Source organism: Variovorax sp. J2P1-31 (assembly GCF_030317215.1).
In the GTDB taxonomy this organism is placed as follows: domain Bacteria; phylum Pseudomonadota; class Gammaproteobacteria; order Burkholderiales; family Burkholderiaceae_C; genus Variovorax.
This window is the reverse complement of the sequence record NZ_JASZYA010000004.1, coordinates 625,724-644,899: the sequence shown is the minus strand read 5'-3', so window position 1 is coordinate 644,899 and position 19,176 is coordinate 625,724. Positions and strand designations below refer to the sequence as shown.

General features: G+C 68.3%; 22 protein-coding genes. 5 read left to right on the top strand and 17 right to left on the bottom strand.

Annotation, left to right across the window (positions count from 1 at the left end; genetic code table 11):
- The 9 genes from QTI20_RS28525 to QTI20_RS28485 form a co-directional block, all read right to left on the bottom strand.
- The coding region (locus QTI20_RS28525) for a GTP-binding protein (RefSeq protein ID WP_007829589.1) at positions 1–106 on the bottom strand (106 nt) is incomplete at its 3' end.
- Positions 107–247: 141 nt separating this feature from the next.
- On the bottom strand, positions 248–2,347 hold the full coding sequence (gene fusA, locus QTI20_RS28520; RefSeq protein ID WP_286554842.1) for an elongation factor G: 2,100 nt from the start codon (positions 2,345–2,347) through the stop codon (positions 248–250).
- 85 nt (positions 2,348–2,432) lie between these two features.
- A complete protein-coding gene (gene rpsG, locus QTI20_RS28515) occupies positions 2,433–2,906 on the bottom strand; it encodes a 30S ribosomal protein S7 (protein WP_013543947.1) in 474 nt (157 codons plus the stop codon).
- A 150-nt stretch (positions 2,907–3,056) separates the two neighbouring features.
- Entirely contained in the window at positions 3,057–3,434 is a 378-nt protein-coding gene (gene rpsL, locus QTI20_RS28510; protein ID WP_013543948.1) for a 30S ribosomal protein S12, read from the bottom strand.
- 142 nt (positions 3,435–3,576) lie between these two features.
- Positions 3,577–4,746 (bottom strand): D-alanyl-D-alanine carboxypeptidase family protein, encoded by a 1,170-nt coding sequence (locus tag QTI20_RS28505; protein ID WP_286554843.1) that lies wholly within the window; start codon positions 4,744–4,746, stop codon positions 3,577–3,579.
- A gap of 16 nt (positions 4,747–4,762) precedes the next feature.
- A complete protein-coding gene (locus tag QTI20_RS28500; protein ID WP_286554844.1) occupies positions 4,763–5,398 on the bottom strand; it encodes an alpha/beta hydrolase in 636 nt (211 codons plus the stop codon).
- A 14-nt stretch (positions 5,399–5,412) separates the two neighbouring features.
- Positions 5,413–5,784, bottom strand: coding sequence for a (2Fe-2S) ferredoxin domain-containing protein (locus QTI20_RS28495; protein WP_183029024.1), 372 nt, complete (start codon positions 5,782–5,784; stop codon positions 5,413–5,415).
- 9 nt (positions 5,785–5,793) lie between these two features.
- Positions 5,794–6,906, bottom strand: a complete 1,113-nt coding sequence (locus QTI20_RS28490; protein WP_286554846.1) for a VanZ family protein — start codon at positions 6,904–6,906, stop codon at positions 5,794–5,796.
- 31 nt (positions 6,907–6,937) lie between these two features.
- Positions 6,938–7,366, bottom strand: coding sequence for a CopD family protein (locus QTI20_RS28485; RefSeq protein ID WP_286554847.1), 429 nt, complete (start codon positions 7,364–7,366; stop codon positions 6,938–6,940).
- Between the two features lie 414 nt (positions 7,367–7,780).
- Between QTI20_RS28485 and hemB the strand changes: the two genes are divergently transcribed.
- The gene (gene hemB / locus QTI20_RS28480; protein WP_183029027.1) at positions 7,781–8,788 is read left to right on the top strand and encodes a porphobilinogen synthase; all 1,008 of its coding nucleotides are present in this window, start codon (positions 7,781–7,783) and stop codon (positions 8,786–8,788) included.
- Between the two features lie 19 nt (positions 8,789–8,807).
- Positions 8,808–9,944 carry a magnesium transporter CorA family protein gene (locus QTI20_RS28475; protein ID WP_286554848.1) on the top strand — a complete coding sequence of 379 codons (1,137 nt, stop codon included), beginning with the start codon at positions 8,808–8,810 and terminating at the stop codon, positions 9,942–9,944.
- A 90-nt stretch (positions 9,945–10,034) separates the two neighbouring features.
- Here QTI20_RS28475 and QTI20_RS28470 read toward each other — a convergent pair whose 3' ends face one another.
- The gene (locus QTI20_RS28470) at positions 10,035–10,385 is read right to left on the bottom strand and encodes an alpha/beta hydrolase (protein WP_183029029.1); all 351 of its coding nucleotides are present in this window, start codon (positions 10,383–10,385) and stop codon (positions 10,035–10,037) included.
- A 278-nt stretch (positions 10,386–10,663) separates the two neighbouring features.
- Between QTI20_RS28470 and QTI20_RS28465 the strand changes: the two genes are divergently transcribed.
- On the top strand, positions 10,664–11,602 hold the full coding sequence (locus tag QTI20_RS28465; protein ID WP_286554850.1) for a LysR family transcriptional regulator: 939 nt from the start codon (positions 10,664–10,666) through the stop codon (positions 11,600–11,602).
- Between the two features lie 28 nt (positions 11,603–11,630).
- On the opposite strand, the gene QTI20_RS28460 is transcribed toward QTI20_RS28465, so the two are convergent.
- On the bottom strand, positions 11,631–12,314 hold the full coding sequence (locus tag QTI20_RS28460) for a dienelactone hydrolase family protein (protein ID WP_183029031.1): 684 nt from the start codon (positions 12,312–12,314) through the stop codon (positions 11,631–11,633).
- 45 nt (positions 12,315–12,359) lie between these two features.
- Positions 12,360–12,965: a 2-hydroxychromene-2-carboxylate isomerase gene (locus QTI20_RS28455; protein WP_286554851.1), complete on the bottom strand. Its 606-nt coding sequence runs from the start codon at positions 12,963–12,965 to the stop codon at positions 12,360–12,362.
- Positions 12,966–13,068: 103 nt separating this feature from the next.
- Here QTI20_RS28455 and QTI20_RS28450 point away from each other — a divergent pair, with 103 nt between their 5' ends.
- Both QTI20_RS28450 and QTI20_RS28445 read left to right on the top strand, forming a co-directional pair.
- Positions 13,069–13,800 carry an SDR family oxidoreductase gene (locus tag QTI20_RS28450; protein ID WP_286574310.1) on the top strand — a complete coding sequence of 244 codons (732 nt, stop codon included), beginning with the start codon at positions 13,069–13,071 and terminating at the stop codon, positions 13,798–13,800.
- A gap of 16 nt (positions 13,801–13,816) precedes the next feature.
- Positions 13,817–14,461 (top strand): MarC family protein, encoded by a 645-nt coding sequence (locus QTI20_RS28445; RefSeq protein WP_183029147.1) that lies wholly within the window; start codon positions 13,817–13,819, stop codon positions 14,459–14,461.
- Here the strand turns inward: QTI20_RS28445 and QTI20_RS28440 are convergent, their stop codons facing one another.
- The 5 genes from QTI20_RS28440 to QTI20_RS28420 form a co-directional block, all read right to left on the bottom strand.
- On the bottom strand, positions 14,462–15,115 hold the full coding sequence (locus QTI20_RS28440; protein ID WP_286554855.1) for an ABC-type transport auxiliary lipoprotein family protein: 654 nt from the start codon (positions 15,113–15,115) through the stop codon (positions 14,462–14,464).
- 14 nt (positions 15,116–15,129) lie between these two features.
- On the bottom strand, positions 15,130–16,110 hold the full coding sequence (locus tag QTI20_RS28435; protein ID WP_286554857.1) for an MlaD family protein: 981 nt from the start codon (positions 16,108–16,110) through the stop codon (positions 15,130–15,132).
- A 4-nt stretch (positions 16,111–16,114) separates the two neighbouring features.
- Positions 16,115–16,948, bottom strand: coding sequence for an ABC transporter ATP-binding protein (locus tag QTI20_RS28430; protein ID WP_286554859.1), 834 nt, complete (start codon positions 16,946–16,948; stop codon positions 16,115–16,117).
- Entirely contained in the window at positions 16,945–18,120 is a 1,176-nt protein-coding gene (locus QTI20_RS28425) for an MlaE family ABC transporter permease (RefSeq protein ID WP_286554860.1), read from the bottom strand. The genes QTI20_RS28430 and QTI20_RS28425 overlap by 4 nt, the downstream gene beginning before the upstream one ends.
- 80 nt (positions 18,121–18,200) lie before the next feature.
- Positions 18,201–19,145 carry a LysR family transcriptional regulator gene (locus QTI20_RS28420; RefSeq protein WP_286554861.1) on the bottom strand — a complete coding sequence of 315 codons (945 nt, stop codon included), beginning with the start codon at positions 19,143–19,145 and terminating at the stop codon, positions 18,201–18,203.
- Between the last annotated feature and the right edge of the window lie 31 nt (positions 19,146–19,176).

The following is a 19,176-nucleotide window of genomic DNA, read 5'->3' as shown; positions in this document are numbered from 1 at the left end:
GCACCGTTGCGATCGCAGCGGTCAGCGTGGTCTTGCCATGGTCGACGTGACCGATCGTGCCCACGTTGACGTGGGGCTTGGTGCGGGTGAACTTACCTTTTGCCATTTTTCAATCCTTGAAAGAGCATTCCCGTGTATTGGTTTTATGTCTGCACCCGATTGCTGGGTCGCCTCGCACGGGAACGTGGCGGCACCGGATCGCAGACAAAGAGGGCCACGCACTGCGTGGCCCTGCATTCTTCAGAACTTACTTGGCGCGTGCAGCGACGATGGCTTCGGCGACGTTACGGGGAGCTTCAGCGTAGTGCTTGAATTCCATCGTGTACGTGGCGCGGCCTTGCGACATCGAGCGCAGCGTGGTCGAGTAGCCGAACATTTCCGACAGCGGCACTTCGGCCTTGATGGCCTTGCCGCCACCCATCATGTCTTCCATGCCCTGGACCATGCCGCGACGCGAGGACAGGTCGCCCATCACGTTGCCGGCGTAGTCTTCCGGGGTCTCGACTTCCACGGCCATCATCGGCTCCAAGATCACCGGGCTGGCCTTGCGGCAGCCTTCCTTGAAACCGAAGATCGCGGCCATCTTGAAGGCCATTTCGTTCGAGTCCACGTCGTGGTACGAACCGAAGTGCAGCGTGACCTTGACGTCGACCACCGGGTAGCCGGCGAGCACGCCCTGGCCCAGCGCTTCGATGACGCCCTTTTCGACCGCGGGGATGTATTCGCGAGGAACCACACCGCCCTTGATCGCGTCGACGAACTCGAAGCCCTTGCCCGGCTCTTGCGGTTCGACCTTCAGGATCACGTGGCCGTACTGGCCCTTGCCGCCCGACTGGCGCACGAACTTGCCTTCGGCATCTTCGACGGTCTTGCGGATGGTTTCGCGGTAGGCCACCTGCGGCTTGCCCACGTTGGCTTCCACGCCGAATTCGCGCTTCATCCGGTCCACGATGATTTCCAGGTGCAGCTCGCCCATGCCGGCGATGATGGTCTGGCCCGACTCTTCGTCGGTCTTCACGCGGAACGAAGGATCTTCCTGGGCCAGGCGCTGCAGCGCGATGCCCATCTTTTCCTGGTCGGCCTTGGTCTTGGGCTCGACGGCCTGCGAGATCACCGATTCCGGGAACACCATGCGCTCGAGCGTCACGATGGCCGTCGGATCGCACAGGGTTTCGCCCGTGGTCACTTCCTTCAGGCCCACGCAGGCGGCGATGTCGCCGGCGCGGATTTCGCTGACTTCTTCGCGGTTGTTGGCGTGCATCTGCACGATCCGGCCGATGCGTTCCTTCTTGCCGCGCACCGGGTTGTAGACGCTGTCGCCTTTGCTCAGCACGCCGGAGTAGACGCGCACGAAGGTCAGCTGGCCCACGAACGGGTCGGTCATCAGCTTGAAGGCCAGTGCCGAGAACTTTTCGCTGTCGTCGGCCTTGCGGACCACGGGCGCTTCGTCTTCATCCAGGCCGTTGACGGGCGGGATGTCGGTCGGTGCGGGCATGTATTCGATGACCGCGTCGAGCATCGCCTGCACGCCCTTGTTCTTGAAGGCCGAGCCGCACAGCATCGGCTGGATCTCGCCGGCGATGGTGCGCTGACGGATGGCAGCCTTGATCTCCGCCTCGCTCAGCTCGCCGCCTTCGAGGTACTTGTTCATCAGGTCTTCGCTGGCTTCGGCAGCCGCTTCGACCAGCTTCTCGCGGTACTCGGCACAGACGGCAGCCAGGTTCGCGGGGATCTCTTCGTACTTGAAGGTCACGCCCTTGTCTTCGTCCCAGATGATGGCCTTCATCTTCACGAGGTCGACGATGCCCTGGAAGTGGTCTTCGGCACCGATCGGGATCTGGATCACGACGGGGTTGGCCTTCAGGCGGTCCACCATCATCTGGCGCACGCGCAGGAAGTCGGCGCCGGTACGGTCCATCTTGTTGACGAACGCGAGACGGGGCACCTTGTACTTGTTGGCCTGGCGCCAGACGGTTTCCGACTGGGGCTGCACGCCGCCGACGGCGTCGTACACCATCACGGCGCCGTCCAGCACGCGCATCGAGCGCTCGACTTCAATGGTGAAGTCCACGTGGCCGGGGGTGTCGATGATGTTGATGCGGTGTTCTTCGAACTTGCCGGCCATGCCCTTCCAGAAGCAGGTCGTGGCGGCGGAGGTGATCGTGATGCCACGCTCCTGCTCTTGCTCCATCCAGTCCATGGTGGCGGCGCCGTCATGCACTTCACCGATCTTGTGGTTCACACCGGTGTAGAACAGGATGCGCTCGGTCGTCGTGGTCTTGCCAGCGTCGATGTGCGCGGAGATACCGATGTTGCGGTAGCGCTCGATGGGGGTCTTGCGTGCCATGAAAATTTACTCCGTTAACGGATGAAAGCCCGCCCACCACATGGTGAGTCGGGCTTCCAGCCAGTCTGATTTGAGGGGAAAGGCCTTAGAAGCGGAAGTGGCTGAAGGCCCGGTTGGCTTCTGCCATGCGGTGCACTTCGTCGCGCTTCTTCATGGCACCGCCACGGCCTTCCGTGGCTTCCATCAGTTCGTTGGCCAGGCGCAGGGCCATCGACTTCTCGCCGCGCTTGCGAGCGGCTTCCTTGATCCAGCGCATCGACAGGGCGAGGCGACGGACAGGGCGGACTTCGACCGGCACCTGGTAGTTCGCACCGCCCACGCGGCGCGACTTCACTTCGACCATCGGCTTGACGTTGTTGATGGCAACGGTGAACGCCTCGAGGGGGTCCTTGTCCGGGTTCTTCTTCTCGATGAAGTCGAGGGCACCATAGATGATGCGCTCGGCGATCGCCTTCTTGCCGCCTTCCATGATCACGTTCATGAACTTCGACAGCTCGACATTGCCGTACTTGGGATCCGGCAGGATTTCACGTTTGGGGACTTCGCGACGACGTGGCATTTTTTCAACCTCTTTGCTTCAGTTGGCACCGTTTCCGGTACCGCGAGAGCCAGTTCGAACTCTCACTTACTCGACCCGACATTGGGTCACTTCGTTCGATGTGCCCGCCAAGGCAACCGAACACCGCTTGTTTTCTGACGACAGGAAGGTTTAAGCCTTCTTGGGACGCTTCGCGCCGTACTTGGAACGCGACTGCTTGCGGTCTTTCACGCCTTGCAGGTCGAGCGAACCGCGCACGATGTGGTAGCGAACACCGGGCAAGTCCTTGACACGACCGCCGCGAACCAGCACCACGCTGTGTTCCTGCAGGTTGTGGCCTTCGCCGCCGATGTAGGAGATGACTTCGAAGCCGTTGGTCAGGCGGACCTTGGCAACTTTACGAAGCGCCGAGTTGGGCTTCTTGGGCGTCGTGGTGTAGACGCGGGTGCAGACACCGCGACGTTGCGGCGAGTTCTGCATGGCAGGGCTCTTCGAATTGATCTTCTCGACCGTTCGACCCTGACGCACCAGTTGATTGATGGTTGGCATGAATGAATGAATCCCAAAACATCCCGACCTTGGACCCCACCGTGACATGGGAAGCCGGGAATTGACGAAAACGTGAAACCCTTCGGAAATTTCCGAAAAGCCCGCGAGTATAGCAGTCAGGCTGGCGGCTTGACCAGCCCTGTTACTTGATCCAGAGGCGGACGGCGTCCCAGGCGCGGCCCAGGATGCCGGCCTGCTCGACCGCCTCGAGCGCCACCAGCGGCACCTCGGTCACGGGCTCGTCGCCCAGCGTGACCTTGAGCGTGCCGACCTGCTGGTTCTTGGTGAAGGGCGCGACCAGCGGTTCGGGGCGCGCGACCTGGGTCTTGATCTTGCTCGCCGAGCCCGCGGGCACCGAGACCACGATGGCTTCAGGACGGCCCAGCTTGAGCGTGTTCGCCTTGCCCTTCCAGACCGCCGGCGTGGCGGCCGGCTGGTCGGCGTCGAACAGCTTGACCGCGTCGAAGGCCGTGTAGCCCCAGTTGAGCAGCTTCTGCGATTCGTTGGCGCGCGCGTTCTCGCTGGCCGCGCCGAGCACGATCGACAGCAGGCGGCGGCCGCCGCCCAGGTTCGGGAAGTCGCGCTTGGCCGTGACGATCATGCAGTAGCCGGCGGCGTCGGTGTGGCCGGTCTTGAGGCCGTCGACGGTCGGGTCGCGGAACAGCAGCAGGTTGCGGTTGGTGTCGTTGGTCGAGGGCGTGCCCGGGTAGCGGTACTTCTTGATCGCGTAGTACTGCACGTACTCGGGGAAGTCGTGCATCAGGCGGGTGGCCAGGATGCTGAGGTCGCGCGCCGTGGTGGTGTGGCCCGGCGCCGTCAGGCCCTCGGGGTTCTTGTAGCTGGTGTTCTTCATGCCGAGCACCTTGGCCTGCTCGTTCATGAGCTGGACGAAGTGCTCGACCGTGCCGCCCACGCCCTCGGCCAGCGCCACCGTGGCGTCGTTGCCCGACTGCACGATCAGGCCCTTGATCAGGTCTTCCACCGGCACCTGCATCTTCGGATCGATGAACATGCGCGAGCCGGGCATCTTCCAGGCGCGCGGGCTGACCGGCAGCGTCTGGGTGAGCGAGATCTTCTTGGCCTTGAGCGCGTCGAACACCAGGTAGGCCGACATCAGCTTGGTCAGCGAGGCCGGCTCGACCGGGCTGTCGATGTCCTTCTGCGCCAGCAGCTGGTTGGCGGTGACGTCGAGCAGCAGGTAGCTGCGCGCGGCGACCTCGGGGGGAACGGGCATTTGCGCCGCGGCCAACATGCAGAAGGATGCCGAAAAAAACAGCACCAGCGCGCGGAGCGCGACAGACAGACGATTCATGGGGATGGAAGACCAGCTACAGGTCCGCGCGCAGGTGGCGGACGACAAGATTTTTCAAGAGCGGCAATTGTCCGTGAAAGAAATGACCGCCTCCGGGGACGACTGTGACAGGAAGTGACTGTGGGCGAGCCCAATCCATCACGGCCGAGAGCGCGACGGTGTCGTCGGCTTCGCCATGCACGATCAACGTACGTTCGACCGCCCCTTCGGGCAGCACCGGCGGCACCACGCGCGCAACGCTGGCACCGACCAGCGTCAGGTGTGCGACCTCGCGCTGGGCCCAGAGTTCCTGCAATGCATTGATCGCGACGAAGGCGCCGAAGGAAAAGCCGGCCACGGCAAGCGGACCCGAAGGCGCGAGCTGCGCGACCACTGCGCGGTAGTCCTCGCTCTCGCCGCGGCCCTCGTCGTGCACGCCCTCGCTGGCGCCGACGCCGCGGAAGTTGAAGCGCACCGCGGTCCAGCCGCTGGCGACGAAGGCGCGCGCCAGCGTCTGCACCACCTTGTTGTCCATGGTGCCGCCGAACAGCGGATGGGGATGGGCGATCACGGCCACGCCGCGCGAGGCCTGGCCGTCGGCCGGCAGGTCGCGCTGCACCTCGATGACACCGGCCGCGCCCGCGAGCCGGAGCTTTTCCGTTTGCGAATTCATGACGGCGCCTGCGCTCAGCGACCGACGTCGGCCGGCAGCACCAGGCGCTCGACCACCTGGCCGTTCTTCAGGTGCGATTCGACGATCTCGTCGATGTCGGCCTGGTCGACGAAGGTGTACCAGACGGCTTCGGGGTAGACCACGGCCACCGGGCCGCCCGCGCAGCGGTCCAGGCAGCCGGCCTTGTTGACCCGCACCTTGCCGGCACCGGACAGGCCGGCCGCCTTGACGCTGGCCTTGCAATGGTCGAAGCCCTGCTGCGCGCCGTGCAGCGCGCAGGAGTCCTCGCCGCCCTTGCGTTCGTTGAGACAGAAGAAGATGTGGCGCTCGTAATAACCAGGCGCAACGGGCGCGGCGGATGCGGCTGGGGTCGGGGAACGGGGCATCGGCCCATTCTAGGTTTGGCGTCTGCGCCGGGACAGCGCCACGAGCACGTAGCCCAGCGTCGCGAAGGGCCACAGCCAGCCCAGCCACTGCACCAGTCCGTGGAAACGGATGAAGCGCCCCTGCTCCCAGGTCGCCAGCGTCTGGGCGAAGTAGGCGCTCTCGGGCGCCTGGTTCAGCAGGCTCAGCTGCAGCACCAGCGCGATCAGCAGCAGCGCCGCGCACAGCCGGCGCGGCGCGGCCAGCAGCAGCAGGCCGAAGACGACCGCGGCCACGGTGCCGATCTGCACCGGCAGGCTGAACCAGGCCCAGGCATGGCCGGGGCCCCAGCTCAGCGCCGCCGACAGCGCGCTGCCGGCCAGGCCCGCGCACAGCAACGCGGCCATCAGCATCGCGCGGCGCGGCACCGAGCGCGTCACCATGAAGCCCAGCAGGAACGGCACCAGCGCCCCCAGCATCACGCACAGCAGCTCGACGCCGGGCACCAGCGGCTGCAGCTCGAACTCCCGCAGCGGCATCCAGTCGAGGAAGGGCGTGTCGACCAGCCATTCGGCGACCGCGTTCTCCAGCCGCTCGAAGACCTGGCCCAGGCCGAAGGGCACCGCGGCCGGGAACAGCAGGGCCACGGGCCACAGCGCCAGCAGCACCAGGCCGTAGCGCGCGTCGTCGACGAACCACTGCGTGCGCGCGCGCCCCCAGTGGGCGACCGCGCCCAGGCGCTCGAGCCCGGCCGCCAGCATCGAACCGATCAGCGCGCCCAGCGCGTTCAGGCCCAGGTCGACGTTGGAGGGGATGCGCATCGGCAGGTAGCCCTGCAGCGTTTCCATGGCGAAGGCGATCGCGGCGCCGGCCAGGGTGGCGCGCAGCACCGCCTGCAGCACGCCCGCGCCCGCCTGCGTGCGCAGCACCGCCAGCGCGGCCAGGAAGCCGAAGGGCACGTAGCCCGCCACGTTGATCCCGAAATCGAAGCCGGTCCAGTAGCGCGGCCAGGGCGCCGCGAGGTAGGACCAGGGCGCCAGGCCTTGGTCGCGCCAATCGGCGAAGGGGTAGAGGCTGGCGTAGACGATCAGCGCCGCGTAGGCGAGCGTCAGCGGCAGCGCGGCGGACTTGTGCGGAGCGTTCACCGTGCAGGCGGCAGGAACGGTGCGCCGGACCCTAGAAGGGCTTGACGACCACCAGCACCACGATGGCCAGCAGCAGCAGCACCGGCACCTCGTTGAAGAAGCGGTACCAGCGGTGGCTGCGCATCGGCGCGCCGGCCAGGAACTTGCGCAGCAGCACGCCGCAGCCATGGTGGTAGCCCAGCACCAGCAGCACCAGCGCCAGCTTGGCGTGCATCCAGCCATTGCCGGGGCCGCGGCCGATGCCGTAGCCCATCCAGAGCCACACGCCGAAGACCAGCGCCGGCACGGCCAGGAAGGTGGTGAAGCGCATCAGCTTGCGCGCCATGAGCAGCAAGCGGGCCCGTTCGGCTTCCGAGCCGGGCGGCACCATCGCCAGGTTGACGAAGATGCGCGGCAGATAGAAGAGGCCGGCGAACCAGCTGGCGATGAAAACGATGTGCAGCGACTTGATCCAGAGCATGGCGGGCAGTTTAGTGGGCGCCCAAAGCCGGTGCCGTGAGGCGTGCTCTTTTCGTGGATCACCGCGGAACGGGCTGCGCCCGGCAGGGCGCGCTGCAGGCTGTGAGCTCGACCCGGCGGTGAACCCGAAATGCCTAAAAAAAAGCCCGGCGTCGAACGCCGGGCTGGGAAGCCCTTTTGCTGTCACACATCAAGGCACCCGCTCAGGGAGGAAAAGCGGGGAGCGGCAAGCCGCCCGGAGCTAATTTAACAAAGCGACAGGAACGTATCAAGCACGTGAACCATTATTTTTTAACAATTGACGGTTCGAACTGAATTCCAAAATACTAATTCTTTGCAGGCATGTGCGCGGTGCCGCCAAGGTCTACGGCGCGTGCTTTCAACACACACTGGGACATCAGGCACAATTTTCGGCATGACGTTGCATGCCCCCTTCCCCGCCGGCCGTCCGCGCCGCCTTCGCCGCGATGCGTTCACACGGAACCTGGTTCGAGAGCACGCGCTCACTTCCTACGACCTGATCTATCCCGTCTTCGTGCAGGAAGGCGAACGCAAGCGCGATGCGGTGGCCTCCATGCCCGGCGTCGAGCGCTTCAGCCTCGACACCTTGTTGCCAGTCGCGGAGCAATGCGTGGCACTGGGCATTCCCGTGATGGCGCTGTTTCCGGTCATCGATGCGGGCCTCAAAACACCCGCCGGCGATGAGGCCTTCAATCCCGAGGGCCTGATCCCGCGCGTGGTGGCCGCGCTCAAGTCGCGCTTCCCGGAACTGGGCGTGATGACCGACGTGGCGCTCGATCCCTACACCAGCCACGGCCAGGACGGCCTGCTGGACGACGACGGCTACGTGCTCAACGACCCCACCGTCGAGGTGCTGGTCAAGCAGGCGCTGGTGCAGGCCGCGGCCGGCGTCGACATCGTGGCGCCGAGCGACATGATGGACGGCCGCATCGGCGCCGTGCGCGCCGCGCTCGAGGCCAACGGCGACATCCACACGCGGATCATGGCCTACAGCGCCAAGTACGCGAGCGCCTTCTACGGCCCGTTCCGCGATGCCGTCGGCTCGGCGACGAACCTGGGCAAGAGCAACAAGAAGGTCTACCAGATGGACCCGGGCAACAGCGACGAGGCGCTGCGCGAGGTCGGCCTGGACATCGCCGAAGGCGCCGACATGGTGATGGTCAAGCCCGGCATGCCCTACCTGGACATCGTGCGCCGGGTGAAGGACGAGTTCCGCGTGCCCACCTTCGCCTACCAGGTGAGCGGCGAGTACGCGATGCTCAAGGCGGCCGCGCAGAACGGCTGGCTCGACCACGACGCGGTGGTGCTGGAGAGCCTGCTGGCCTTCAAGCGCGCCGGTGCCGACGGCGTGCTCACCTATTTCGCGCTCGACGCGGCCCGGCTGCTCCAGCAGCAGCGCTGAGTCCGCCCCCCGGCCCGGCATGCGCCTCTTCGAGATCACCGGTTCCCAGGTCGAGGAGCACGACGCGCTGGCACCGCTCGCCCTGCCGGGCGCCTGCCGCCTGGGCTACCTCTGGATCTCGCTCACGCGCGAGGAATTCCGTGCCTCGCTGGCCCAGGTGCAGGGCATCCTCCAGTCGCTGTGCGGCACCCAGCTGGTCGACCTGCACGTGAGCGACCTGCTCAACGACCAGCTGCCGTCGCACTACGACTACACCTCCCTCTACGACGTGCTGGTGTTCCGGCGCCTGGCGGCCGGTGCGGCCGCGCCGCGCGCCGAGGGCGAACCGCGGCTGGCGCGCGGCGGGCCGCCGGTGCTGCGGCGCGTCGACACCCGGCCGGTCGGCTTCGCGGTGTTCGACCGCGTGCTGCTCTCGGTGCATCCGGACGACGGCGCGGTGCGCGACGCCTATGCGGCCAAGCTGCTGGCCGCGGCGCGCAGCGACCGGCCCGAGGGCACGGCGCCGGCGCTCGACGTGCGCGCCACCAGCGCCCGCGTGCCCACCAGCCCGGCCGACCTGATGCTGCGCGTGGTCAACCAGATCGTCGACGCCTACCTCGACCTGCGCCGCGAGCTCACGCGGCAGCTCGACCACTGGCAGGCCGAGCTGATCGACCCGAAGAGCCGCTTCACCAACTGGAGCGCGCTGATGGAAGCGCGCCAGTCGCTGCACCATCTCGACGAGATCTGCGAGGACCAGCGCGCGGCGGTGCAGGACTGGATCGACGCGATGGAGACCCTGCCGACGCCCGACACCGCGCCCGAGCTGCGCGAGCGCGAACTGCTCATGGTGCGCAGCCGCGACGTGCTCGAGCACATCGAGCGCGTGGTGCACCACGTGCGCCGGCTCGAGCAGAACGCCGAGACCGCGGTGCAGATGCACTTCAGCGTCCAGAGCCACCGGGCCAACGACATCATGCGGGTGCTGACGGTGCTGACCGCCATCTTCCTGCCCCTGAACCTGATCGCCGGCATCTTCGGCATGAACTTCGAGTTCATCCCGCTGGTGCACAAGGCCGACGGCTTCTGGATCGCGATGGCCTCGATGGGCGTGATCGCGCTGTCGCTGGTGGTCGTGTTCTGGCGCAAGCGCTACCTCGCGCGCACCGGGCGCTGAAACCGGGCGCCCATGAAAAAACCGGACGACGCTCGCGCATCGCCCGGTTCTTCCGGATTCGATCTCAACCGCCGCTCGGGCGGCCGTGGATCAGAGGCCGGCCTGGTTGGTGCGGGCCAGCGAACCGTTCGTGTAGGCAGCGGGGATGGTGCTGTTCACGAAAGCCTTGCGGTCCAGGTTCTGGTTCGGTGCGTGGGCGGCAGCGACGGCTTGCTCGGCGACGGCAGCGCGGCTGGTCGACGAGACCAGGGCCGGCGTGACGCGCGAACCGTTGGTGACGTTCTGGTTCGGAGCGTGAGCGGCGGCGACGCCTTGCGCTTCGATGGTGGCGCGGCTGTTCACCGAGTTGACTTGTTGCACGCCTTGGTAGTTTTCAGCGTGGGCGCCGGCAACGGCGATGAACGACAGGGCAGCAGCAGCGATGATTTGGGTGGTCTTCATTTTCATTTCCTTCAGTGTTCAAGAGAGCTATCGAACCGGTCGGGAGTGGTGGCGGTCCTGAATGACGCGCGGCACCCTCGAGGCCCTGTTCACTCGGGCTTGCTTGGAAGGCTGGCCCGTGGGATGAATTGTGCTGCGAAAATATGGGGTAAACCCGCAGGAAACGGAACCACGGTGTTCACGAAAACGAAACAATGGGGCATTCCCGGGCCTCTACCCGGGGCTTTGTATCGTTTTTCACAGCGCTCCTGCCCTCCCCGGCCCCAACACGGAAGACCATGGACAGCCTAGACCTACTCAAGACCTTTCGCGAGGTCGCTGCACTCGGCAGCTTCTCGGGCGCCGCCAAGCGCCTGGACATGTCCAAGGCCACGGTCAGCAAGTACGTGGCCGAGCTCGAATCGCGCTTCGGCGTGCGCCTGTTGAACCGCTCGACGCGTTCGGTCAGCCTCACCGACGCCGGCGCCCTGCTGCTCGAGCGCAGCAAGCCGGTGATGGAGATGGTGGCGCTGACCCAGGCCGAACTGCAGGAGCATGCGAGCCGGCCCACCGGGCGGCTGCGCATCACGGCGCCGCACGGCATGGGCCAGGGCGACCTGCCGCTGCTGCTGGCGCAGTTCATGGGCTACTACCCCGAGGTCAGCATCAGCCTGCACCTGACCAACCGCACGGTCGACATGGCCGAGGAAGCGGTGGACCTGGCGCTGCGCTTCGGCCCGATCGAGGACGACAACCTGATCGTGCGCAAGCTGCTGCAGATGCCGCTGGTGGTCTGCGCCTCGCCGATCTACTGGAAGAAGCACGGCAAGCCCGAGCATCCCTCGGAGCTGGCCACCCACGACACGCTCACGCATTCGCGCCTGGGCCCGCATCCGCAGTGGCGCTTCGAGGTCGACGGCAAGCCGCTGGACGTGCACGTCAAGAGCCGCATGGACTCGACCGAAGGGGCGCCGCTGATCGAGGTGGCGCTGCAGGGCTTCGGCGTGACCTACATGCCGGCGCTGCTGGTGCAGCCCTACCTCGACCGCGGCGAGCTGGTGCCGGTGCTGCAGGACTATGTGCGCGTCGACATGTGGCTGTCGGCCGCCTACCTCCAGCGCCGCCACAACAGCGCGGCGCTGCGGGCGCTGGTCGACTTCCTGCAGACCCGCATCGGCACCCGCGCCAAGACCGACGCCAAGGCCAAGGCGAAAGCCAAGGCCGGCGCGGCGACCTGATCGCCGGCGCGGCCTCGGCCGGACGGCCTCAGGCCAGGTGCTGCGCGAAGAACTTCAGCGTGCGCTCGCGTGCCACCTTGGCGGCTTCGGCGTTGTAGGCGCCGCGCTGGTCGCAGTTGAAGCCGTGGTGCGCCTCGTAGAGGTGCACCTCGACCTCGGGATGGGCCTTCTTGAAGGCCTCGACGCTGTCGAGCGGAATCCAGTGGTCCTCGGTGGCGAAGTGCGCGAGCACCGGCACCTTCGGCTTGCGGGCGATCTCCTCGGGCGTGGTCACGCCGCCGCCGTAGTACGGTGCCGCGGCCGACAACCCGCTCACGCCGGCCGCCGCGCGCCAGGTCAGCAGGCCGCCCCAGCAGTAGCCGACGATGCCGACCTTGCCGCCGCGCGCCGCGTACTCGACGGCCGCCTGCAGGTCCTGCAGCACGCCGGGCGCGGGCAGCGCCTCGACCGCGGTCTTCAGCGCGAAGCCGGCGTTCATGTCTTCGGTGGTGTAGCCCAGTTCGACGTCCGGCTTCACGCGCTGGAAGGTCGCCGGCGCGACGGCCAGGTAGCCCTCGGCCGCATAGCCGTCGGCCACCGAGCGGATGTGCGAGTTGACGCCGAAGATCTCCTGCACCACGACGACCGCGCCCTTGGGCTGGCCCGCGGGCTCGGCCACGTAGGCGGGAAAGGTGAAGCCGTCTTTGGCGGTGAGATCGATGAATTGACCCATGGTCGGTGCTCCTTCAAGGTTGCGGGGAAATGTCTTGGGGCCGGCTCAGCCCGGTTCGTTCAATGCGCGCTCGACGAAATCGAGGCGGTCCTGGCCCCAGAACAGTTCGCCGTCGACCACGTAGGTGGGCGCACCGAAGACCTGGGCGTCGATGGCCTGCTGCGTGTAGTCGTCGTAGCGCTCCTGCACGGCCTGGCTCTGGGATTGCTCGACCCGCTTGGCCGGCAGCCCGCATTCGACGGCCAGCGCCTCGAGCACCGTCGGATCGGCGATGTTGCGCTCCTGCAGCCAGACCGCGGCGAACACCGCGCTGCCGACCCGCAGCGCGGTCTCGGTGCCGTCGTGCAGGTCGATGGCGATCAGGAACTTGGCCGCATCGTCGCCGGACACCGGGAAGAACTTGGGCTTGAGGTTGATCGGCAGGCCCAGGTGACGCGAGAAACGCGCCATCTCGACCAGCCGGTAGGCCTGGCGCTGCGGTGCGCGCTTGCCCAGCGGCAGGCCACCGGAGACCGGGAACACCGCGCCGAAGTCCACCGGCCGCAGCCGGACCGTCGCACCGGCGGCCCGCGCCATCGCGACGAAGCGCGCGTGGCCCAGGTAGGTCCAGGGGCTCTGCGGAGTGAAGTAGTAGTCGATCGTGCGGGGCATGGCGGTCCTCGGGGTGTGGGCGGTGCTGTAATCCGGCTCGGCAGCTTTTTTAACCGAGGCACAGCTTTTGTGCAGGAGGCGGGATTTGGACCAGCAAGTGCTTCTGATCACCGGCGGCGGTCGCGGCATCGGTGCCGCCACCGCCCTGCTCGCGACGCGACGCGGTTACGCGGTCGCCGTCAACTATGCCAGCAACTCGCTGGCGGCGGACGAGGTGGTGCGGCGCATCCGTGCCGAGGGCGGCACCGCCATCGCGGTCCAGGCCGACGTGGGCGACGAGGCCCAGGTGCTGGCCATGTTCCGCAAGCTCGACGCCAGGTTCGGCCGGCTCGACGCGCTGGTCAACAACGCCGGCGTCGTCGACCGGCAGGCGCGGGTCGACGAGATGAGCGTGGCGCGGCTCGAGCGCATGTTCCGCATCAACGTGATCGGCAGCTTCGTCTGCGCGCGCGAGGCGGTGCGGCGCATGAGCACCAGACACGGCGGCCAGGGCGGCGCGATCGTCAATGTCTCGAGCGGCGCGTCCCGGCTGGGCTCGGCCGGCCAGTACGTGGACTACGCGGCCAGCAAGGGCGCGATCGACACCTTCACCGTCGGCCTGGCCAGGGAAGTGGCCGACGAGGGCATCCGGGTGAACGCGGTGCGCCCGGGCCTGATCGAGACCGAGATCCACGCCTCCGGCGGCATGCCCGAGCGCGCCGCGGCGCTGGCGCCCACGGTGCCGATGAAGCGCACCGGCACGCCCGAGGAGATCGCCGGCGCGATCCTGTGGCTGCTGTCGGCCGAGGCCAGCTACACCACCATGGCGCTGCTCGATGTGACCGGGGGCCGCTGAGATGGCCAGCCCCACCATGGACCTGATCAAGCCGCTGATCACGCTGCTGGCCATCGTCAACCCGCTGGCGATCGTGCCCTTCTTCATCCACTACACGCAGGGCTACACCGAAGACCAGCGCCGGCGCACCGCCTGGGTCTCGGCCTTCAGCGCCTTCCTGGTGATCGCCGCCAGCGCGCTGATCGGGTTGCAGCTGCTGGGCTTCTTCAACATCTCGATCGCCAGCTTCCAGGTCGGCGGCGGCATGCTGCTGCTGATCAGCTCGCTCAACATGCTCAATGCGCAGCCGGCCGAATCGAAGACCAACGAGGAGGAGATCCGCGCCACCGAAGTCAAGGCCTCGCTGGGCGCCTCGATCGCGGTGGTGCCGCTGACCATCCCGCTGCTGACCGGGCCGGCCACCATGTCGACCATGGTGATCTATGCCGAGAAGACGCAGCACGTCTGGGAGCTGGCCTTGCTGGTGGGCTACGGCGTGGTGATCGGGCTGGCGACCGGCGTGGCCTTTTCGCTGGCCGAGCCGATCGCGCGCGTGCTGGGCAAGACCGGCATCAACGTGATGACCCGGCTCATGGGCCTGATCCTGGCCGCGCTGGCGGTCGAGGTCATGGCCGACGGCCTGGGCAAGCTGTTCCCGGTGCTGGGGCGCGGCGCGCTCTAGCTAGCGCACCTGGTCGACCCAGGCCACCACCTCCGCGATGGCCGCGTCGCTGGCCGCCGCGAGCGCCTTCACGCCGCCCGGCGCGTCGGCGCTGGGCGCGGGGCGCTGCACCACGAAGCTGCGCTGCGCGAGCACGCTGTCGCCGCCGGCGGCGCTCTGGATCAGCGTGGCGCGCAGCCGCACCAGGCCCGAGCTCCGGGTGGGCGATTCGAAATAGTGGCTGAACTCGTCGAGCGAGATGCGCAAGGTCCGCGGCACGCGTCCCGCGCTGCGCGCCAGGGTGGCGCTCTCTTCCCGGTTGAGCACCGTGCGCTGCACGGCCAGCGCATCGCGCAGCCGCTGGTAGAGCAGCTGGTTGGGCGCCATGCTCCAGCGCGACTGGCCGTAGGGCCGCATCTCGTTGGCGTCGGCATAGGCCAGCCGGTAGAGGATCTGCGGGCTTTCGAGCCGCGCGCCGGCGTCGATCTCGGCCAGCGCCAGCGTCGGCAGGCGGGCCGCGTCAGCCGGTGCCTGCGGCAGCGACAGCACCGGGCCGAAGTCGTAGAGCGTGGCGCGCGCCGGCCGGTCGGGCAGCGCGCCGCAGCCGGCCAGCAGGGCCGCGAGCAGCAGCGCGCCGGCGCGCAGGCCAGTGGGAAGCGAGGGTGCGTGGTTCATGGTCATCGCCTTCATCAGGGACGTGCGGCGGCGGGCGCCGAGAAGCCCGGCTCGCCCGGGCCGGCGGCCGTGCCGCCGTTGCCGAACAGCAGCGACTGCGGGTTGTCGTTGATGCCGTCGGCCGCGCGGCCGAGGCGGCGCACCGCGGTCGAGGTGTCGTCGGCCACGCGGTTGAGCCGCGGCAGCGTCGCGCCATTGAAGCTGTCGACCGCCTGCGACAGCGCCTTGGTGCCCTCGCCCAGCCGGTCGATCGGGCCGTCGGGCGCGTTGAGCCGGGTGGCGGTCGCGTTGAGGTTGTTGGCCACGCGCGAGATGTCGCCGGCCGCGGTCTTGACCGTGCCCATGGTGTCGCGCGTGCGGTCGATCAGCGGCGGCAGCGCCTGCAGCGCCGGGTTGAGGCCGGTCTTGACCGTGTTGTCGATCTGGCGCGTGAGCTGGTTGGCGCTGGCCGCGGCCTGCGCGATGTTCTCCAGCGCGTCGGCGATGCGCTTCTGGTTGGTGTCGCCGAGCAGCGTGTTGGCGCGCTTCGTGACCTCCTCCACCTGGTTGAGGATGGCCTCGCCGCGGTCCTGCAGCTGCGCCAGCGCCGAAGGCTTGAGCGGGATGCGCGGCGGGTTCTCGTCGTCGGGCGCCAGCACCACCTGCGATTCGCCCTTGTCGTCGATGGCGAGGAAGGCCAGGCCGGTCACGCCCTGGTAGCTCAGCGTCGCGAAGCTCGAGGTGGTGAGCGGCACGCGCTCGTCGACCGCGATGCGCAGGCGCACGTTGCCCTTGACCTTGGGATCGAAATCGATCGCCGTGACCTTGCCGACCGCGATGCCGCGGTAGCGCACCATGGCCTGCGGCTGCAGGCCGCTGACCGCGTCGCGGGTGGAGAGTTCGTAGGTGTGGCGCACGGTGTTGTCGCGCGTGAGCCAGACCACCAGCGCCACCAGCACGGCGAGCAGGCCGAGCACGAAGGCGCCGGCGGCGAGGGCATGGGACTTGTTTTCCATGGGGCTATCTTTCCGAAGCGGCGGCCGCGGCGGGGGCCGGCGCGTCATGCAGGGCTTCCATCGCGCGCAGGCCGCGTCCGCCGAGGAAGTATTCGCGGATGAAGGGATGCTCGCAAGCGATCACCTCGCGCGGCAGGCCGGAGACGATCACGTGCTGGTCGGCCAGCACCGCGATGCGGGTGCTGAGGTCGAACAGCGTGTCGAGGTCGTGCGTGACCATCACCACCGTGAGCCCGAGCTCGCGGTGCAGGCTGCGCAGCAGGTCGCAGAAGCCGTCGGCGCTCTCGGGGTCGAGCCCGGCCGTGGGCTCGTCGAGCAGCAGCAGCGGCGGGTCCATGATCAGCGCGCGCGCCAGCGCCACCCGCTTGATCATGCCGCCCGAGAGCGCCGACGGGCTCTTGTGGGCCTGCGCCGGATCGAGCCCCACCAGCTGCAGCTTGACCAGCGCCGCGTCGCGGATCAGCGCGTCGGGCAGGAGCTTGAGCTCGCGCAGCGGCAGCGCGATGTTCTCCAGCACGCTGAAGGCCGAGAACAGCGCGCCGTGCTGGAACAGCATGCCGACCTTGGCCGCGTCCCGCGCGCCGAGCTGGCCCGGGCGCTGGCCCAGCACCGTGACCTCGCCGCGCGTCGGATGCTCGAGCCCGAGGATCTGGCGCAGCAGCACCGTCTTGCCGGTGCCCGAGCCGCCGACCAGCGACAGCACCTCGCCGCGCCGGATCGTCAGGTCGAGGTCGCGGTGCACCACCTGCTCGCCGCCGCCGTTCGAGGACGGGAAGGCGGTCCAGAGCCGGCGGATCTCGACCACGGCGGGCGCGTCGGCGGCGGGTGCGTCGATCATCGGAAGCCCACGCCCTTGAACAGCACGGCGAACAGCGCATCGACCAGGATCACCACGGTGATCGAGGTCACGACCGAGGAGGTGGTGCCGCGCCCCAGGCTCTCGGTGTTGGGCTTGACCTTCATGCCGAAGTAGCAGGCCACCAGCGCGATCAGGATGCCGAACACCGCCGACTTGCCCAGCGCGAGCCAGAGGTTCGACAGCGGCACCGCGCGCGGCAGCGCCTGCAGGAAATAGGCGGGCGACAGGTCGAGCGCGAGGTCGGCCGCGATCATGCCGCCGAACAGCGCCGCCATCGAGGTCCACATGCTGATCAGCGGCATCGCGACGGCCAGCGCCAGCACCCGCGGCATCACCAGCCGGAATCCGGGCGGGATGCCCATGACGCGCATCGCGTCGAGCTCCTCGGTCACGCGCATCACACCGATCTGCGCGGTGATGGCCGAGCCCGAGCGGCCCGCCACCAGCACCGCGGCCAGAACCGGCCCGAGCTCGCGGATCAGCGAGAGGCCGAGGATGTTGACCATGAAGGTCTCGGCGCCGTAGTTGCGCAACTGGTTCGAGGTCAGGTAGGCCAGCACCACGCCGATCAGCAGCCCGACCAGCGCGGTGATCGGCAGCGCCGTGGTGCCGAACTGGTAGAGCTGGCCCGAAAGGTCGCGCCAGGGGCCGCGGTGCGGCGCGCGGACCAGCGTGCCGATGTCGAGCACCAGCTGGCCGATCATCTGCAGGAAGTCGCGCGCCACCGCCAGCCCGCGCGGGCCGTTGTGGGCGAAGGACCTGAAGCGGTCCGCCAGCGTGGGCCGGGGCTCGACCGGCGGCCGGCAGGTGAATTTGGCGACGTGCTCGAGCACCGCCTTGTGCGAGGGGTCGAGTTCCAGCCGCTGCGGCCAGGCACCGCCCCAGTGGTTCCAGAGCAGCTGGGCGCCGATGTGGTCGAGCTGCTCGATCGGGCGCAGGTCCCAGGCCAGCTCGGTCTTCTGCGGCAGTTCGCGCAGGCCCTGCGCGAGCGCGTTCCAGTCGTTGCGCGAGGAGAAGGCCAGCACCGTCCAGAGGCCCTGCGCCACGACCGCGCCGGCGGCGTCGGCCACGATGCGCGGCGGCGCGGACACCACCCCGCTCGGCGCCGCGGCGACGGGGGTGGGCGCGGTGTGCGGCGCTGAAGGTGGCATGGACGCGATCTGTTCCGGAAAGGCTCTTTGTGACGGCCGCGTCATCCTAACCGCAGGGGGTGACGAAACGAGCCGCCGGCTCAGCGGGCCTCCACCGGAAAACCCGCGGCCAGTTCGGCGCGCAACCAGCTGACGAAGGCCGTCACCGCGCGCGGCACGTGCGTGGCATAGGGGCGGATCGCATAGAGCCGGTCGCCGAAGGCGCCGACCGGCTGCCATTTGGGCAGCACCTCGACCAGCTTGCCCGCCTGCAGCGCCGACTGCGCGCTGAAGTCGGGCAGCAGCGCGATGCCCAGGCCGGCGATCGCGGCGTCGCGCAGCGCCTCGCTGTTGTTGGCGGCCAGCGGCCCCGAGACCGGCACCGTGACGCGCGGCGCGGCCGAGGGCTTGCGCGTCTCGAAATGCCAGGCCGGCGTGTCCTGCGCGCGCGGGTAGTGCAGGCAGTCGTGCGCGCCCAGGTCGGCCGGCACCTCCGGCACGCCGCGCCGGCGCAGGTAGGCGCGGCTGGCCACCAGCACCGAGCGGGTCTCGCAGAGCGTCCACGCGACATGGGTGTCGGGCGGCGCGGCCGTGTGGCGGACCGCGAGGTCGAAGCCCTCCATCGCCAGCGAGCTGAGCCGGTCCGAGAGTTCGAGTTCGATGCGCACCTCGGGCTGCGCGCGCAGGAAGTCGGCCAGCCGCGGCACCAGCTGCTGGCGCGCGAAGGCCACCGGCGCGGTCACGCGCACCCGGCCGCGCGGCACGCCCGCCAGGTCGCGCACGCCGGAAAAGCTGTGGGCGATCTGCTCGAAAGGGGCGCGCATGTCCTCCACCAGCCGCTGCCCGGCCTCGGTGAGCCGCACGCTGCGCGTGGTGCGCTGCACCAGCGGCACGCCGGCCGCGCGCTCGAGCTCGGCGATGCGCTGGCTCATCGCCGCCTTGCTCACACCCAGGCGCTGCGCGGCGGCGGTGAAGCTGCCTTGCTGGCTCAGCACCGTGAGCCAGTGCAGGTGGGTCCAGAGCGACTCGATCTTTTGGTCTTCCATGCCGCCATTGTTCACCATCGCGAACAATCAA

Coding starts and splice junctions, on each gene's coding strand:
- hemB (WP_183029027.1), top strand. CDS start 7,781: ATGACGTTGCATGCCCCCTTCCCCGCCGGCCGTCCGCGCCGCCTTCGC.
- fusA (WP_286554842.1), bottom strand. CDS start 2,347: ATGGCACGCAAGACCCCCATCGAGCGCTACCGCAACATCGGTATCTCC.
- QTI20_RS28455 (WP_286554851.1), bottom strand. CDS start 12,965: ATGCCCCGCACGATCGACTACTACTTCACTCCGCAGAGCCCCTGGACC.
- QTI20_RS28475 (WP_286554848.1), top strand. CDS start 8,808: ATGCGCCTCTTCGAGATCACCGGTTCCCAGGTCGAGGAGCACGACGCG.
- QTI20_RS28430 (WP_286554859.1), bottom strand. CDS start 16,948: ATGATCGACGCACCCGCCGCCGACGCGCCCGCCGTGGTCGAGATCCGC.
- QTI20_RS28440 (WP_286554855.1), bottom strand. CDS start 15,115: ATGAACCACGCACCCTCGCTTCCCACTGGCCTGCGCGCCGGCGCGCTG.
- QTI20_RS28470 (WP_183029029.1), bottom strand. CDS start 10,385: ATGAAGACCACCCAAATCATCGCTGCTGCTGCCCTGTCGTTCATCGCC.
- QTI20_RS28435 (WP_286554857.1), bottom strand. CDS start 16,110: ATGGAAAACAAGTCCCATGCCCTCGCCGCCGGCGCCTTCGTGCTCGGC.
- QTI20_RS28505 (WP_286554843.1), bottom strand. CDS start 4,746: ATGAATCGTCTGTCTGTCGCGCTCCGCGCGCTGGTGCTGTTTTTTTCG.
- QTI20_RS28500 (WP_286554844.1), bottom strand. CDS start 5,398: ATGAATTCGCAAACGGAAAAGCTCCGGCTCGCGGGCGCGGCCGGTGTC.
- rpsL (WP_013543948.1), bottom strand. CDS start 3,434: ATGCCAACCATCAATCAACTGGTGCGTCAGGGTCGAACGGTCGAGAAG.
- QTI20_RS28420 (WP_286554861.1), bottom strand. CDS start 19,145: ATGGAAGACCAAAAGATCGAGTCGCTCTGGACCCACCTGCACTGGCTC.
- QTI20_RS28460 (WP_183029031.1), bottom strand. CDS start 12,314: ATGGGTCAATTCATCGATCTCACCGCCAAAGACGGCTTCACCTTTCCC.
- QTI20_RS28485 (WP_286554847.1), bottom strand. CDS start 7,366: ATGCTCTGGATCAAGTCGCTGCACATCGTTTTCATCGCCAGCTGGTTC.
- QTI20_RS28495 (WP_183029024.1), bottom strand. CDS start 5,784: ATGCCCCGTTCCCCGACCCCAGCCGCATCCGCCGCGCCCGTTGCGCCT.
- QTI20_RS28425 (WP_286554860.1), bottom strand. CDS start 18,120: ATGCCACCTTCAGCGCCGCACACCGCGCCCACCCCCGTCGCCGCGGCG.
- QTI20_RS28445 (WP_183029147.1), top strand. CDS start 13,817: ATGGACCTGATCAAGCCGCTGATCACGCTGCTGGCCATCGTCAACCCG.
- rpsG (WP_013543947.1), bottom strand. CDS start 2,906: ATGCCACGTCGTCGCGAAGTCCCCAAACGTGAAATCCTGCCGGATCCC.
- QTI20_RS28465 (WP_286554850.1), top strand. CDS start 10,664: ATGGACAGCCTAGACCTACTCAAGACCTTTCGCGAGGTCGCTGCACTC.